This window comes from Pseudoalteromonas sp. Cn5-37, assembly GCF_021532495.1.
GTDB classification, from domain to species: Bacteria; Pseudomonadota; Gammaproteobacteria; order Enterobacterales; family Alteromonadaceae; genus Pseudoalteromonas; species Pseudoalteromonas simplex.
This window is the reverse complement of the sequence record NZ_JAKGBA010000001.1, coordinates 1,008,447-1,024,052: the sequence shown is the minus strand read 5'-3', so window position 1 is coordinate 1,024,052 and position 15,606 is coordinate 1,008,447. Positions and strand designations below refer to the sequence as shown.

Annotated in this window: 11 protein-coding genes; 6 read left to right on the top strand and 5 right to left on the bottom strand. The window is 42.0% G+C overall.

Annotated elements, in window-relative coordinates; genetic code table 11:
• Positions 1-43: 43 nt before the first annotated feature.
• Together L1266_RS04600 and L1266_RS04595 are read right to left on the bottom strand one after the other, a co-directional pair.
• Positions 44-679, bottom strand: a complete 636-nt coding sequence (locus L1266_RS04600) for a response regulator (protein ID WP_054551862.1) — start codon at positions 677-679, stop codon at positions 44-46.
• A gap of 3 nt (positions 680-682) precedes the next feature.
• Positions 683-1,579: a sensor histidine kinase gene (locus tag L1266_RS04595; protein ID WP_235376973.1), complete on the bottom strand. Its 897-nt coding sequence runs from the start codon at positions 1,577-1,579 to the stop codon at positions 683-685.
• A 404-nt stretch (positions 1,580-1,983) separates the two neighbouring features.
• Between L1266_RS04595 and L1266_RS04590 the strand changes: the two genes are divergently transcribed.
• The 4 genes from L1266_RS04590 to L1266_RS04575 all read left to right on the top strand — a co-directional run bounded on the left by L1266_RS04590 (position 1,984) and on the right by L1266_RS04575 (position 6,164).
• A complete protein-coding gene (locus L1266_RS04590; protein ID WP_187489952.1) occupies positions 1,984-2,796 on the top strand; it encodes a MipA/OmpV family protein in 813 nt (270 codons plus the stop codon).
• Positions 2,797-2,811: 15 nt separating this feature from the next.
• Positions 2,812-3,465 (top strand): hypothetical protein, encoded by a 654-nt coding sequence (locus L1266_RS04585; RefSeq protein ID WP_235376972.1) that lies wholly within the window; start codon positions 2,812-2,814, stop codon positions 3,463-3,465.
• 112 nt (positions 3,466-3,577) lie between these two features.
• Positions 3,578-4,945 (top strand): alkaline phosphatase PhoX, encoded by a 1,368-nt coding sequence (locus L1266_RS04580; RefSeq protein WP_194442746.1) that lies wholly within the window; start codon positions 3,578-3,580, stop codon positions 4,943-4,945.
• 142 nt (positions 4,946-5,087) lie between these two features.
• Positions 5,088-6,164: a hypothetical protein gene (locus L1266_RS04575; RefSeq protein WP_235376971.1), complete on the top strand. Its 1,077-nt coding sequence runs from the start codon at positions 5,088-5,090 to the stop codon at positions 6,162-6,164.
• On the opposite strand, the gene L1266_RS04570 is transcribed toward L1266_RS04575, so the two are convergent.
• From L1266_RS04570 to L1266_RS04560, 3 genes are all read right to left on the bottom strand, one after another.
• Positions 6,161-6,856 carry an ATP-dependent Clp protease proteolytic subunit gene (locus tag L1266_RS04570; RefSeq protein WP_138599910.1) on the bottom strand — a complete coding sequence of 232 codons (696 nt, stop codon included), beginning with the start codon at positions 6,854-6,856 and terminating at the stop codon, positions 6,161-6,163. The two genes, L1266_RS04575 and L1266_RS04570, sit on opposite strands and share 4 nt — an antisense overlap.
• 43 nt (positions 6,857-6,899) lie before the next feature.
• Positions 6,900-7,820 (bottom strand): alpha/beta fold hydrolase, encoded by a 921-nt coding sequence (locus L1266_RS04565; RefSeq protein WP_235376970.1) that lies wholly within the window; start codon positions 7,818-7,820, stop codon positions 6,900-6,902.
• 158 nt (positions 7,821-7,978) lie between these two features.
• Positions 7,979-10,348 (bottom strand): TonB-dependent receptor domain-containing protein, encoded by a 2,370-nt coding sequence (locus L1266_RS04560; protein WP_054551854.1) that lies wholly within the window; start codon positions 10,346-10,348, stop codon positions 7,979-7,981.
• A gap of 251 nt (positions 10,349-10,599) precedes the next feature.
• Here L1266_RS04560 and L1266_RS04555 point away from each other — a divergent pair, with 251 nt between their 5' ends.
• Both L1266_RS04555 and L1266_RS04550 read left to right on the top strand, forming a co-directional pair.
• On the top strand, positions 10,600-11,853 hold the full coding sequence (locus L1266_RS04555) for an MFS transporter (protein WP_235376969.1): 1,254 nt from the start codon (positions 10,600-10,602) through the stop codon (positions 11,851-11,853).
• 144 nt (positions 11,854-11,997) lie between these two features.
• Positions 11,998-15,558, top strand: coding sequence for an ImpA family metalloprotease (locus L1266_RS04550; protein ID WP_235376968.1), 3,561 nt, complete (start codon positions 11,998-12,000; stop codon positions 15,556-15,558).
• Positions 15,559-15,606 lie beyond the last annotated feature (48 nt).

Below are 15,606 nucleotides of genomic sequence, written 5' to 3'. Positions count from 1 at the left end.
ACTTGTATGATAAAAGCTTAATGAGATTAAAAATGATTTGTAATTATATCAAACCTAGATCAATTGCTTTTAATGCTGCACGGGTTCTATCACGTACATCTAGCTTTCTGAGAATAAAAGACACTTGATTACGGATAGTCCCTTCAGACTTATAAAGTGCCTCGGCGATTTCACTATTTGAATAGCCTGCAGCGATTAAATTGAGCACTCTAAGCTCGCTTTTACTTAATTTATCAGGAGTTGCTAAAGAAGTATCGGTTGTTTTAGTGGGCTTATTCAAAATTCGCTCGGTGATCGCAGGAGCTAGCGCTGAGCCACCTTTAGCAAGTGTTTCGATGGCGCTGACCAAGCGCTCTAAATTAATATCTTTTAACGCATAACCCTTAGCGCCATAGCGAATACATTCTAGCACTTGTTCACTATCATCAAAGGTCGTGAGTACCAGTACTGGTTGCCTCAGCTGTTGTGCTTGCATACTTTTCAGTACGCCAATACCGTCTAGAATAGGCATGCGAATATCAAGGAGTACAACATCAATAGAATGTTGCTTGAGCATCTCAAGAGCCGTTTGGCCATTGTCAGCCTCAGCCACGACTTGAATACTTGCTTTAAGGGCGAGTAAGCTTTTTAAGCCTTCTCTTAATAATGTTTGGTCATCAACGAGTAATACCCTAATCATTTTTTACGCCAAAGTATGTGGATTAAGTTTATGAGGTAACGTTGCAGCAATCGCAAACCCATTATTATTTTGTTCAAACTCGATTGCCCCTCGCACTAAAGCTAAGCGCTCTTGCATGCCTGTTAAGCCATTGCCTAAGTTCAGCTTGGGCATTTCGCCGCCGTTATCATAAATAGTGAGACGCACTGAATCAGCTTGGAGGTCTAAGCTTACCGACAGCTCGGTCGCATCACTGTGTTTAATACAATTCGTAATCGCTTCTTGCACAGTATGAAATAACGTTTGTGCCAATAACGTATCACTTATTTTTATATTTTCATCGTAATTGAGTGTGACATTTAAGCCTGTAACATGGCTGCACAGTGAATTAAGCGATGCATGTAAATCAATGGTTTGGTTTTCTCGCATTGACGAGACAGAGTCACGCACATCATTTAATAACAAGCGGGTAATTTGCTGTGCTTTAGTTATGTGTTTTGGTGCTTCATGATTAGCACAGTGATTGGCGACTTCTAAGTGAATACTGAGTCCTGTAAGGTGGTGGCCAAGGGTATCATGTAAATCTCTGGCAATACGAATACGTTCATCGCGAGTTGCGGTATCGTTTAAAAGCGCTTGAGTTGCTTTTAATTCACGTAATAAATGGGCTGCTTGTTCTTTGGCTTTACGCTCAGAAATAAGCCGAGTAGCAAAGCGATAGGCAAAGCTATTGTATAAAGTGAAAGCCAACCCGTTGAGCAATACAAATTGCTTATCAAAGCCATAGTGAAGCGTCAGCGCCATCAAAAAGGGCAGGCAAATGAGTAAATAGAGGCTGGCTTTGTTTGGCTCGTAATCGCTGAATTTAACTAAGAAGATGATCAATAGAATTGCAACAAAGCCAATATTAAATAGCCACATCAATAGCACAACATTAGCGATAGTGAAGTTCAAAATACGGGTTTGATAGTGCTTAAATCGTGATCTGAAAAACTCAAAATAAATTAAAAAAGCAAAAAAGCTTATAAATAACACACTGATCAAAAACGTATTTATTGTACTAAAACTTAGCTGCGCCGACTCTGCTCTTTGCGACCAAGCGTGCAGAGTATAAATAAACACAAACCCCCAGGTGATTGCTGAGAGTATAAAATCGCTTCGATGTATCAACGTTTGCAAGAGTTTGTTCATACGCTTAGTTTAATCCGCAATTATTCGTTTATGTATATGACAAATGTCACGATTAAATATGTGACATTTGCAGCAAGTCAGTCCTAATGGTGAGGCGTTAAACTGCATTAAAACACCAATATAGGGACATTATCATGACCAAACATGAATTTCTGCGAAATAGTCTTTTTTCTTATCTGTTGATTGCAACTTATTGTTTAGCAGCATTATTTGTTGATGATGCCAAGGCCGATGAGCAATCACAGCAATGGCAAATGGAGGTCGGTGCTGCACAATTGGCTATTGATACAGCATGGCGAGATCACGATATTCAAACCATGGTCTTGCCATACTTCAACGCCCGAAAAGGCAACTGGCGCATAGGGCCTAAATATGGCTTAGTGCAATATGCCTTTTTACAAGGCGCAGAATTTGAAGCGTCAATGGGGCTTAGTCTCCGAGATGAAACCTACGATAGCAGTTTAATCTTTAGTGATGAGTTGTCGGATGATGAGGTTTTCACTGACTATAAAGACGGCAAAGGTGAGCTAACTTTCAGAACTCAGCTGCAGTATAAACAGCTTTTTGTTCGTTTAGCGCAAGATATTTCGAATCACTCCGATGGACTTACGTTTCTTGCCCGCTATAACCTACCGATTTATGGCCAAGGATTAGGGTTACAGCTAAGTGCTGATCTCGGTTTTTATTGGCAAGATAAAAAATACACTCAATACCTGTATGGCATAGCTAATGGCAATATCGCCCCTGAGTTTGGCAGATATGAATATCAGCCAAGTGCAGCCCTTAACCCATTTACCTCGCTAAACCTGACTTATGTTTTTAATGAGCAGTGGTCTGTTTTTACGAGCTTTCGGTATGAGCAACTTGACTCAACTATCAAAAAAAGCCCGCTCGTGGGAGAAACTGCCAAGCAGCAATTCACTGCAACTATAAATTATCGTTTTTAGAAAAAGGGATGAGCAATGAATTATCTACTGAGATTATGCATTTTACTCTTACTAACTGGTTGCAATAGCGCTGAAGAGGAAGTGTTTGACGAAGACGATTTATACCAAGGTGTCTATGAAAGTGACTATTATGTTTATAACTTTAGCGAGTACCCGGTTGATTTTTATATGATGAACCTACGAAACAACACACCAACAAGCGCAATTTATAAGGAGCAGAACTTCCAACAATCAATCGATGGCTACGGTGGTTTTGAAAAGCTTAACTTTAAGCGTTCTGTGGTCGGAAAGGTTGGCTTCGCAGCTTTTTATGATGCTGAAATAAAAGCTCATCTACAAAAGTGGGTTGTTAGTGATATAGCTAATTATGTGATCATTTATATGGATGGCGAAACGCTGAAACTGGCTTTTTTAGCACGCACTGAGGCTGTAGATAGTGGTGATTACCCTGTGGTTAGGCTGGTTAGTTTTATCGGCAATACGAACTACAGCTATAAACTTGCTAATAGTGAATTAACTGAAGCAACAGCAACAGCTTATATACCGCTAACTCATTGCGCTAGTGACTTACAAATTGCCGGTTTTGAATTTGATTTTTGTAACTTAGAGCTGCGTGGTTACTTAATTGTGCTGCTACCTAATGAGCAACTAGCAATCATCAAAGAGTAGTGCTTTATGACAATTTCGTGAATATTGTGATAATGTAACTTTTTATTGTTTCATTGCTTTATAATGCCTTTTTTATTTGTATGATAAAGCTGGTTTTTAGCTTGGAGTTAGCATGGTTTCACGTCGAGAATTTTTAGTAGGGGCGGGCACATTAGCCTTTTTAGGATTATCAAAAAGTGCCATAGGTAAAGTGTCGTTAGGTGATTTAAAAACAACGGCTGTGGGCTTTGGTCCGTTAATTCCTGATCCAGATAAATTGCTCGACTTACCCGAGGGCTTTAGTTATCAAGTAGTTTCAAGCCTAGGTGAGAAAATGTCTGATGGGTTTACAGTACCGGACAAAGCTGATGGCATGGGCTGTCTAGCGCTTGGTAATGACCGTGTTGCATTAGTGCGAAACCATGAGCTGAAACCAAAAGACTTAGCGAAAGCTGAAGCAAGTATTGCCAATCATAAAACACCTCTGGCTTTTGATACTAACAGTGACGGTGTGGCGTTACCGGGTGGCACAAGTCATATCATTTATAACTTAAAAACCCATCAAAAAGAGCAAGAGTACTTGTCATTGGTCGGCACTATTCGTAACTGTTCTGGCGGTATTACGCCATGGGGCACCTGGCTTACGTGCGAAGAAACCACCGATACTAAAGCCGATGGATTTAACCAAGATCATGGTTATATTTTTGAAGTACCCGCAAATAGCAAAGGCTTAATTAAACCTGAGCCATTAAAAGCCATGGGTCGATTTAACCACGAAGCGGCTGCCGTTGATCCGCGTACGGGCATTGTTTATTTAACTGAAGATAAAGGTGATAGCGTCTTTTATCGTTTTATTCCAAATGAATATGGCAAGCTGCATAAAGGCGGGCAATTACAAGCGATGGTGGTAAAAGGTAAGCCACAATTCGATAGCCGTAACTGGAATAATAAAGCCATGGGGCTACATCAAGAGCTTGAGGTTGAGTGGGTCAATCTAGATAACCCTGAAAGCCCGAAAGACGACCTACGCCTACGCGGCTACAAACAAGGTGCAGCATTGTTTGCTCGCGGTGAAGGTATTCACTGGGGTGATAAAGAGCTTTATTTTTGCTGTACCAATGGTGGTAAAAAACAACTTGGTCAGGTTATGAAATATCAGCCATCAGAATTTGAGGGCACAGATAAAGAAGCACAGCAGCCTGGTAAAATCTCGTTGTTTGTAGAAAGTACCAGCAAAACTCTCTACAACTTTGGCGATAACCTAACTGTGTCACCTAATGGTCATTTAATTGTTTGTGAAGACCAATACACTGATGTGGTTGATAATCACCTTCGTGGTGTGACACCCCAAGGCCAAGTTTATAATTTTGCCCGTTTAGTGGCGCAAACCGAGCTGGCAGGTGCCTGTTTTTCACCAGATGGTAGCACTTTGTTTGTGAACGTTTACTCACCTTCAAAAACACTTGCTATAACAGGCCCATGGCATCAATTTAGTGTTTAATTAAAGTCTATTTTAAATAGCCACTGCGAGGTGGCTTTTTTTGTATCACGAAAATTTATGTTCCTCTTTTTATAATCAGCTGTTCTAGTTAGAATCACTTTGTTTCACAGGAAAATAATAATAAAACGAAAACGGAGTTGATATGTCTGTTACTGAGCAGAGTCGAGAGCAAGTTAAAGCAAAACTAGTTAAGCAAAGTCCACTTGCAGCCGCAATCGGCGTAGCGTGCTGGAGTATCCCAATCATTATTTTATGGATCACAGTATTTTCAATTAAAAGTGCTATTGGGCCAGTAATGTTAGTGATTAGCGGCGTACTCGTTGGCCTAGCCGTTCGTATTCATGGGCGTGGCTATGATCGTATCTTTTCAGTTATTTCACTTATTGCATACCTATCTGTAATCGCTGTTGCGCTCAATTCAGAGGTTTTGATCAGCGGTACATTGTCTTTATCAATTTATGCTTTGTTATTTGCACTTGGCTCTTGGTCAGCAGCATTTATTGCACGTAAGAGCATTCCATTTATTGACCATAAGTTATTTGCTGAGGTGTATGAATCCGGTGAGCTGGCAGGGTATAAAAAAATTAAAAATCATTGGTTGGTAGTATTACCGAGTACCCTAATTGCTACATCATGTTTGAGTTTTGCAGGCGCCGTTGGTGCATTTGCTCACCAGCAGTATTTATTTGTTGAAAAACAGGTGGAGCAAGAGCAACATCAAGCAGCTAAGTTTAGAGCAAAACATATTCCAACAGATGATGAGTTTCTTGCAACCTTGTCTGACAAAAAAGCATTTAGCTATGCTTTTGCCTACTATTCGGGTCGTCACTTTGATGAGCGAGGCGTTTATCAGGGGAATTTTCCACAAGATACATTTAAATCAGAAACTATTTTACGTTATCTGGTTGAACATAAAAATGAACCTAGAGCGCAATTTATTCTGGGAAGAATGCTTGCTTTTGAGCGTGGTGAAGCACTCATGGCAAGCTCAAGGCAGAGCGCTGATCAGTTCGCTCGGCTATATGATATTTATCAATTCGGTTGCCATATAGATGCAAAGCAAGGACGTACGCTATTGCAAAGCTTTAAAAAACTCGTAACAGAGCAGTCGGTGATCATCGATATTCAGCAAATGCAGAGTAATGATTTTCGTGATTATTGCGACATTCTAGATGACACCGAATTTGATTACCGTTATATCCGTGATTACAAAAGCTAATCCCCAAGGTCACTAATTATTAGTAACGGAAAGTTCTTTGCTGAGCGGGGCTGCCAATCTGCAAACTCAATATTACTCACATTCAGTGTATTGAGTGCTTTTTTTGAGTAGCTCCAGCCTCTGGCTTTTTGTGCCACAGCTGCACGTTTTAGCTCTTTAGATAAACCAATCGTTAGCAAGTCATGATTAACTCCGCGTTTTGCATAAAAGGCTTTTTCACGAGCCATGGCTTTTGCGATTATTTCATCGTATTGAGTGCGCAAAGCCTGCCACTTGGTTGTTTTTTCTGGCTCTTTTAAATGGCTTACCATGGCATCAATATCGCTATCTCGCCAGCGAGCTGAAGCGGCATCGCCGTGCCAACCGACAATGGCGTTCTTAGCTATGGTGGTAGGGTTTCCTGCAAGTAATACGTAATTAGCACACGACGAAAAGCAAAATTGTTTTACATGAACTTTTAAATTATGCGCCAAAATCAATTCGGCGAGATCCATACCTAAATCAATGTTTCCGCCACCACTGGTGATTTGTATGCTGTTTATGTTTTGCTGCTCAGCCAAAAGCTGTGCAACATGTTGATTGTTTTTGGCATTAATTTCGCCTTGATAAATAATGCGCTGCTCGCTCAGTGACACACCGGCAAAGCTTAACCAAGGGATGATTAAAAACAGACTAAAAAATACACGTAACATAAAACGCTAACCTTATAAATTATATGATAATTCTATCATGCTTTTAGGGTTTTTTAGCGGCTTTTTTGGCGCTGACTTTAGCTGCATGTTTAGCTATCCACTTAGTCATTTTTTTCATTAAAGCGGGCGGAAAATCATGGCCCATTCCGGGCACGACTCTTAACTTACTGCGCTTTATTAACAGGGCGGTGTTGATACCCGCAGACAGCGGCATAACAAGATCAGCACTGCCGTGAATTACTAACGTGGGCGCTTTAATCTTTTTTAGTAATTGCTCGCGATAAGGCGTTGCGGCAATGGCTGCAAGCTGACGTTTAAAGCCTGTTTGATTTGTGTGGGCCCGCTCAATATAGCGTTCAGCGTTGGCGTATAAAGCGTGTTCATCTTGTGGGTAGGCTGGGCTGCCAATGAGTTGGTTGAGCCTAACATTGTAATCAATCGCGGCTTCTTTATTATTGCTTCGGGGGCGTATTTTAGCGAGCTTTACCAACAGGTTAATGTTTGAACCCGAAAACGATAACGGCGAGCTACTCGACATAATTGAAGTTAAGCTCAGTACACGTTTTTTATACTTTGCCGCGGCAATTTGCGCAATCATGCCACCCATCGACGCCCCCACTAAGTGCGCTTTTTTGATAGCCAGTGCATCCATTAATTCTTTTACATCGCGAGCCATGTCATCGAGCGAATAGGGCAGCTTTGCGCGAATGGGTAATCGGCGGCTAAGCCAATGCTTTACTAGACTCGGCTTGCCTAACTCATCTAACGATGAGGATAGCCCTGCATCACGATTATCAAAACGAATAACCCGAAAGCCTTTTTCGACCAAGCCAAAATATAGCGACTCTGGCCAAACGGTAAATTGAGCACCTAAGCCAATAATTAAGATGATCACCGGCGCATTTTTATCGCCTTCATCTTGATAACTAATACAGATACCGCTGGCTGTAAGGATATGTTCCATAGACTGACAAATAGGCTTACGCAGGTACCATCAGCTTAATGTGTGAAGTTGGCAATTTAGTGACAGTAAAAAGAATACTGATAATAGGAGCAGTAATAGGGACGGTAAGAAAAATAGACAGCATATGACTACATGCTGTCTATTTTCAGGGAGTTTACTTAGAAGTAAGCGGTAACGCCAATCCAGAAGTTACGGCCTTTATCTTTAACGTTGTAGTCGTCTGTGAATGTAACTTCGCTAACTACACCGCGACCTGTTAGGTATTCGTACTCACCATCGCCATTTAGGTCGGTATAGCTTGTGCTATAAGAGGTGAAATCTTCGTCTAATAGGTTGTTTACACGGGCATTGATTTGCACGTACTCATTTACATAAAACTGCGCACCTAAATTAAGTAGGTTGTAGTTTTTGTAATACAGCGCTTTATCGTGCACGTTATCCCAACCGCGGTAACGGTCTGAACGATATACACCTTGTAGGTATAAGTTCATAAAGTCTGTCGCTTCCCAGTTTAGGGTAAGGTTTGCCATGTGCTCAGCTGAGTTAGTTAATGGTTGACCTTGTTCAGGACCGCTCTTTTGTTCGCTATCAGTCCAGGTGTAGTTACCGTTAACAGACACTGTTTTAGTGATTGTGTATTGACCAGCAATTTCAACACCTTGAAGGTCTACTTCGTCGATATTGATCTTTTGGCTGTAGCTATCGTAGCCAAGCTGATCATATTGACCTAGGTTCACACATGGACGTACGTCGTTAGTTTGTTCACAGCTTAAAATTGTATCGCCGCTGGCAATTTTGTCTTCAAACTTGGTGTTGTAGTAAGTCACGTTAATGTTGTGATCGCCATCAAGTGAAGTCCAGTAAAGTGCAACTTCTGAGTTAACACTGGTTTCTGGTTCTAATTCAGGGTTACCTGCAAATGGGCTTGTGCCTTGGCCACCAAATCCGGTGATCCCGTCATAAAGGTCAGTTGTTTTTGGTGTTTTGTAACCTGTACTTACACCACCTTTTAAGGTCCAAGTGTCAGATAAGTTATATACACCGTAAACACGAGGTGATACTTGGCTACCAAATACATCGTGGTCATCGTAACGAGCACCAAGTGTAAAGGTGAAGTTATCAGTTGCCATCCAGTTATCTTCGGCAAAGATTGAGTACATGTTTTGCTCTTGTACTTTGCCAGCTTGATCACTTTCAAGACCAAATACACCGTCTTTTAATTCACCGTCGATAAGCTGGCCACCAATTGCTAGGTTATGGCTGCCAAAGCGCCCCTCGATTGGAATATCAAAACGTAAGTCATAGGTATATTGGCTGCTTTCAAGTGGGCGAGCAGGGCGTGGTAAGAATGTTTCTTCAGCTAAGTCTTTACGTGCTTGCTCGTCCATTCCTTCGTATTCGCCAGTACCATCGTACATAGCTTGCAGCTCTAATCGCTCGCTTACACTCAGTGGTAAAGTACGGCCATTGTTTTGCGTATCAACATAAGACACAGAGGCTTTTACCGTTGCCCAGTTAAGATCGCCATCATAACTGAGTGACCACCATTCACGGTCAAACTCTTGGTCTGCCGCGTAACCTGCGCGCGGGTTTACTTGGCCGCGGCGATCTTGCCAAATTGATTCAATGTTATCTTTAGTACCAAGTGGGTAAGTAATGGTGCCTGATTCAATGTCGTAGCTAGGTGTGTTGTCGTACACTTGGCTTGAATTGTCATAATCAAAACGTAAATGATGAGATTCAAACGGGGTATAAGTTAACGTAAAACCATACTGCTCATTTGTGTTATCAACGGTACGACCGCCACTGCCAAAGCCTAATGAACGAGTATGTACAACACCGTTAGGATCGGTCGCAGGTTCAAATGTTGGCGATGATGCTTGTTGTTCGTAAACACTGCCGCGCACACCTAAACTTAATACGTCTTTAATTAGCGGGCCCATCACACTAAAGTCAGTGGTAATGTCATCACCAAAATCATCGTTTTGCTGTAGTGAACGGCTAAAAGATACTGCACCACTCCAGCTGTCAGTATGCTTTTTAGTGATGATATTGATTACACCACCCAGCGCATCTGCACCATAAAGTGTTGATGCAGGACCGCGAATTACTTCAACTCGCTCAATCGCATCAACCGGTGGTACGTGGTTAAACGCGTTGCCACCAAAATTGTTTGGGTAAATGTCGCCATGGTTATTTTGGCGTTTACCATCAATTAGTAACAGGGTGTATTCACCTGTTAAACCACGCATACTCACACTGCCTTGGCCCGTTTTATCACGAGTTGTGCCAATGTCGATACCTTCTAAATACTGCACAGCATCAAGTACTGAGGTGAAGGCATGAGACTTAATATCTTCATTGGTGATAATTGAAATACTTGCAGGTGCTTCGGTAACTTTTTGCTCAAAACCTGTTGCAGTGATTACTAAGCGTTCCATATCTTGTTTCGGCTTAGCGTCATCAGCAAAGGCTGAAAAATGTGTTGCTATGGCAAGTGCCAGTAAGCTTGGTTTTATTGATTTCATTGTAGGGTTCCAGTTCTTTTTGTAGGTTATCCCTTTGAGGGACGCTGCGTATAGTACAGAAATGAAAAATACAATCAATAATTATTCTTATTTAGATTAATCTTTTTCAAGTTGCATTTACAGTTATTACAACTTTTTTCTATTTATGTTTTTGTTGATTAGTAAAATAAGATGATTAAAGCGAAGTCAATTTACAATCTTAAAGCCTGTTAATGTATAGTGCTTCCATCATCACCATAAAAATTAAAATAATGAATTCAGACATCTCTTTAGCGCGCTTTAAGCAGTTTCCTGTGCTTATGTGGATCTTCTTATTTGGCTCGTTTATTACCCGTGGCAGCTATTACATGGTATGGCCATTTCTCGCGGTGATTTTGTACGAAAAGTTTGCTTTATCGGCAACAGAAGTCGGGTTGGTACTTACCAGTGCTGCGGTGATTTCGGTGTTTACCAGTTTTATTGGCAGTAGCCTATCCGATAAAGTGGGCCGGCATACGCTGATGTACATTACCGGCGTGCTGTATATCATTTCTTTCTCGCTGTTGGCTGAGGTAGAAACCGTGGCCGGTTATGTGATTGTGATGACCTTATGCTCGATTGCGACTGCGCTTTGGCGACCATTAACCAGTGCGGCAATTGGCGATATTATTGATGATGCACAAACTCGTGAGCTGGCCATGCAGTCGCTGTACTTTATTGTTAATGTGGGCTGTGCGGTGGGCCCATTAGCTGGGGTATGGCTAGGTTTAACCGGTGAGCAGTCGAGCTTTTATATTACCGCAGGGGCATTTGCTATTTTATTAGTGCTGCTTGTTTGGGGCTTTAATTTTAGTGATAAAGCCGCCAAAAGTACTGCCGCAATCGACGAGCCAGAAGAGAAAAAACCAGCTGTACAAGGCAAGCAAATCTTACGTATTCTATTTGCAGATAAGCTGCTGCAGTGTTTAATTTTAGCCAATATTATGTGCATGTTTATTTATGCGCAAATGGATAGTTCACTCATACAATACCTAACTCGTGCAGAGGCACCCGACCTACTTGCATTGATTTCTGCGCTTATTTTTACCAATGCGTTAGTGATCATTTCAAGTCAATTTCTGCTGTTAAAAATGATGGCGCGATTTAGCCTAACGGTGCGCATTCAAATTGGCTTGGTGCTATTGATGGTGTCGCAGTTTTGGCTAGCACTTAATCCAATCGATTTATTCTGGGGCTGGATTGGTGCGATAGTGGTGATGAGTTTGGCCGAAACCATTTTGTTTCCGACGATGAACGTTCACCTTGATAGGTTGGCGCCTTCACATCTTCGTGGTGCCTACTTTGGCGCAGCTTCGTTTTATGATTTAGGGTTTGCTTTAGCGCCACTAGGAGGTGGTTTAATTTTAGACTATTATGATGGCCCAACGTTATTTTTCGCAGCGGGAGGGCTTTGCATTGTGGTGATTTATTTATACGCCATACTCGAAAAGTTACCCAGCCCCGATTTTGCAAACCCAAGCTCGTAACCTTTAAATAGCCCCTTCATGGGGCTTTTTATGGTTTAAACAATTAATGACAGCGATATCAATTTACGTATTTTTTCCGAGATATTAGTTTGTAGTATCGGCTTATAATGTTAAAAAATTGTTTACCATACCGATAAGAACTCAATGAACGCACCTTACTCTTTGTGCAAACGCTCGCTATTATGCTCGGCTGTATTGCTGACACTTGCTGCTTGTGGCGGCTCAGGCTCAGATGAAAAACAAACAACAACCCCTCCTGTAACCGAAACACCACAAAATCAAGCGCCGCAAATCAGTGGTCAATCACAGACTTTACGTGTTGGTGAAACCTTAAGCTTTAGTCCTGAAGTCTCTGATCCAGATAATGACCCTCTTACTTTGTCTGTAACAAACTTACCAAGTTGGCTAAGTTTTAATGAAGCCTCAGCAAGTATCAGTGGCACGCCAGAGCAAGCAGGTAAGTATGCAAACATTGAGTTTACGGTCACTGATGGGCAGCTGTCTGCCCAGCTTTTGATTGATATTAATGTAGAAGCCAAGCTTATTGAAAATACGCCGCCAACGCTCACGTCTACACCATCGGATAGCAATGAAGGCCAAGCTTATACTTACCAGCTAACATTTACTGATGCACAAAATGACACTGTGGTAATAAGTGAAGTTAGTAAACCTGATTGGCTTAGCTTTGATGCGACTAACCTCAGTTTTAGCGGCACGCCCTTGTTTGCGAATACGGGCGAACAGCAAATTCGTTTTCGTTATTCAGATGGCGAAGTGACGCAGCAGGCAGAGCAAACATTTAACATCGCTGCCAGAGCAAACTCAGCGCCGGTGGTTTCTCCACTGAGTAGTGAAGTGCGTGCTGAGCAGGCATTGAGTGTGCAGTTAGTCAGCAACGATGCAGACAACGATGATGTGAGCTTAACCGTAACAGGTTTACCAACGTGGCTAAATTTTGATGAGCAAACTAGCATCTTATCTGGCACCGCGAGTAATGAAGAACTTGGTGAACATAAATTCACAATCACAGCCTCTGATTCACGTACAGAGACTAGCTTTGAGTTTGTGTTAAACATTACTCAAAGTTATGTGGCCGAGGCACTCGAAACGGGTAATGCGCTGGTTGTGCCAAACAGCGAATTACTTCTTGATGCGACACTTAATGAAATTGATACCCACAAAGCGCGCTTTCAAAGCATTAAAAATAGCTTATTTGGGTTTGGCTCAAGCTCCACCCTTGATGAATTAAGCTGGTATCCAACCTGGGATGCAACGCTATTAAATGCCACGTATCCATTCAATGAGCCGGTACTACTTACCAACAATAGTTGGCAAGATGGCTACGAGACAAAAATTAGAAATCTTGCTGTAGTCGGGACTAGTGATGGTGAGCAAGGCCGTTACTTGGTATTTGGTAGTAATCCTTATCGAAATACCATTAACGAGCAAATGACTCAGTTTTTGAAAAACAGCACCACATGGTTAGCTGGCAGAGAAATAACCGCAGAGCAGCCACTCAAACTTGTATTAGCACAACTAGATCAAAGCTATTACTTTCAAGATAGGATCAAAACGCGAGAGTGGTTTGATAGTCAATATGAAGGCATGGTGAGCTATAACGACAATGCAAGTTGTGATAACGACGCTTTAGCAGCGTGTTTAACATCTGACATGGATATCCTGATTATCTCTCAGCATGAGCGTGAAGGATTAAAAATTGATAATGTTGTGGCTGCAGTAAAGCAAGCGCAAGCAAATGATATTGCAGTGATCTATATTCAGCGTGATGGTAGCCAAACGGCACTAGGTAAAGCGCTATTTGAATTACTCCATGTGAGCGTTGCAGGTGATAACTACTGGCACCGGTTAGAACTGGCACAGTGGAACCCAATTGCTATCAACGACAGCTTGCCAACTGATGCGCAAACTATTAAAGACTTACTCAGCCGCTTTAAAAGCAGCGAATTTAGTGTTGATTTAAGTGCTTGCGATAATCGAAGCTGTCCAGCTGAAAGCCAATATCAGCAACAGTTTAGTGATGCGGCAACGATCATTAATTCGGTGTTTAGAGGTTTTGACCAAGCTAAAACAGATATCTTTACTGAGCAAGGCTATCGCTTTTATCAGTTACTGGCGCTGCTTGCAGATCATTATCGCCAAGTAGTGAGCTTCCCGATGGATAAACTAAGCACCGATAATACAAGCTTCTTTCGTGCCCTGTTTACTGATCATGCGGTATTAAATATACGTAAAGTTAACCCACTTCAAGTTGATATGGGGAATTTCAGCCGTAGTGATTTTAGTCATGTAACACCTAAAACCGTCACCGTGAATATGCAGAGTAAGGCGTATTTTCGCTCAACGGGTGTGTATGCCTTGCCGGGTCAAACATTTGCTATCAAACGCACCGATAATCAAGCAGTGAATACCAAGGTATTTGTTAATACTTTGCGCGATGGCGCAACACATTACATGAGCAGCAATGGCTATAATCGACCCGCTAAATTGCAGTCGGTTCATGTCCCTATAGAGACAAATGAAACGGTCTATTTTACGTCACCTTATGGTGGACCAATTCAAATTGAGTTTGATCAAAATGATTTAGATGTCAGCTTTGAATTTAGCAATGTAGGTGAGCACCCGTATTGGCGTAGCAGCAGTGATGATGAGCGCTTTGCTGAGTTGCTTGAAAAAGGGGATTATGATTGGGCTGAGGTCGCAACCGGTGGTTTTGAGGTGCATTCAAAGCTCGAGAAAATGCGTATTTCAATTAACGATGGTTATTGGCCTGTAGCGTCTGACTTCGCCCATGCTGTAGAGCGTTATACCCATAACTATCCGCATGTACTTGCTGGTTTCAAAGGGCCGGGCATCGATGTGGTTAGCGAAATTCATGACTTTGCGAGTGAACGCAATATTGAAGTACAAACAATTGATATTGTAAAACATATGAATGCTGACCAGCCGACCTGTGGTTGGGGCTGTTCGGGCAATCCGTATGACGCAGGTTGGAATTTTAATCCAACAGGGCATGGCGATATCCATGAGTTAGGGCATGGTCTTGAAAGAGGGCGTTTTCGTATCGAAGGGTTTGGTGGCCATTCAAATACCAACTTTTACTCCTACTACAGTAAGTCGAAGTTTGAAGATGAAACCGGCTTTTCGGCATCGTGCCAAAACTTACCATTCGAGAACTTGTTTGATCATTTGCAAGCCAGTAAACAAAGCGCAGATGCATTTGCTTATATGCAAGCTTTAGCGATGTCAGAGTGGTCGCAAAGCCACGCTATTTATTTACAAATTATGATGGCCGCACAGGCACACAATAAGCTTGAAAACAGCTGGCATTTATACCCTCGCTTACACATTTTGGAGCGTGCGTTTAATCTAGCTGATAACAGCGAGACTAATTGGCAGGCACAAAAAGATGCACTTGGCTTCTCAAGCTACAGCTTGTCGGAGGCACAAAGCATAGGCAACAATGATTGGCTCCTAATCGCACTTTCAGAAGCAACCGAGCTCGATTTGAGCAACTACTTCAGCATGTGGGGTATGGCAACGTCAGACAAAGCAAAACAGCAAGTTAAAGCGAAAAACTACATGGTATTAGGTGATGTTTACTATGCCTCATCTGCCACCGGCTATTGTACGACGTTAAATCAAACAGAAGTTGCAATTGATGGGACGCAAAGCTGGCCTGAATAATACACCGCGTTGTTAAGTTGATTGGTATTTATATCTAAAACGTCAGCG

Excerpts from the sequence above, each read along its gene's own strand:
- L1266_RS04570 (WP_138599910.1), bottom strand. The coding sequence starts at position 6,856 with ATGTTACGTGTATTTTTTAGTCTGTTTTTAATCATCCCTTGGTTAAGC.
- L1266_RS04580 (WP_194442746.1), top strand. The coding sequence starts at position 3,578 with ATGGTTTCACGTCGAGAATTTTTAGTAGGGGCGGGCACATTAGCCTTT.
- L1266_RS04555 (WP_235376969.1), top strand. The coding sequence starts at position 10,600 with ATGAATTCAGACATCTCTTTAGCGCGCTTTAAGCAGTTTCCTGTGCTT.
- L1266_RS04595 (WP_235376973.1), bottom strand. The coding sequence starts at position 1,579 with ATGTGGCTATTTAATATTGGCTTTGTTGCAATTCTATTGATCATCTTC.
- L1266_RS04550 (WP_235376968.1), top strand. The coding sequence starts at position 11,998 with ATGAACGCACCTTACTCTTTGTGCAAACGCTCGCTATTATGCTCGGCT.
- L1266_RS04575 (WP_235376971.1), top strand. The coding sequence starts at position 5,088 with ATGTCTGTTACTGAGCAGAGTCGAGAGCAAGTTAAAGCAAAACTAGTT.
- L1266_RS04600 (WP_054551862.1), bottom strand. The coding sequence starts at position 679 with ATGATTAGGGTATTACTCGTTGATGACCAAACATTATTAAGAGAAGGC.
- L1266_RS04560 (WP_054551854.1), bottom strand. The coding sequence starts at position 10,348 with ATGAAATCAATAAAACCAAGCTTACTGGCACTTGCCATAGCAACACAT.
- L1266_RS04565 (WP_235376970.1), bottom strand. The coding sequence starts at position 7,820 with ATGGAACATATCCTTACAGCCAGCGGTATCTGTATTAGTTATCAAGAT.
- L1266_RS04585 (WP_235376972.1), top strand. The coding sequence starts at position 2,812 with ATGAATTATCTACTGAGATTATGCATTTTACTCTTACTAACTGGTTGC.
- L1266_RS04590 (WP_187489952.1), top strand. The coding sequence starts at position 1,984 with ATGACCAAACATGAATTTCTGCGAAATAGTCTTTTTTCTTATCTGTTG.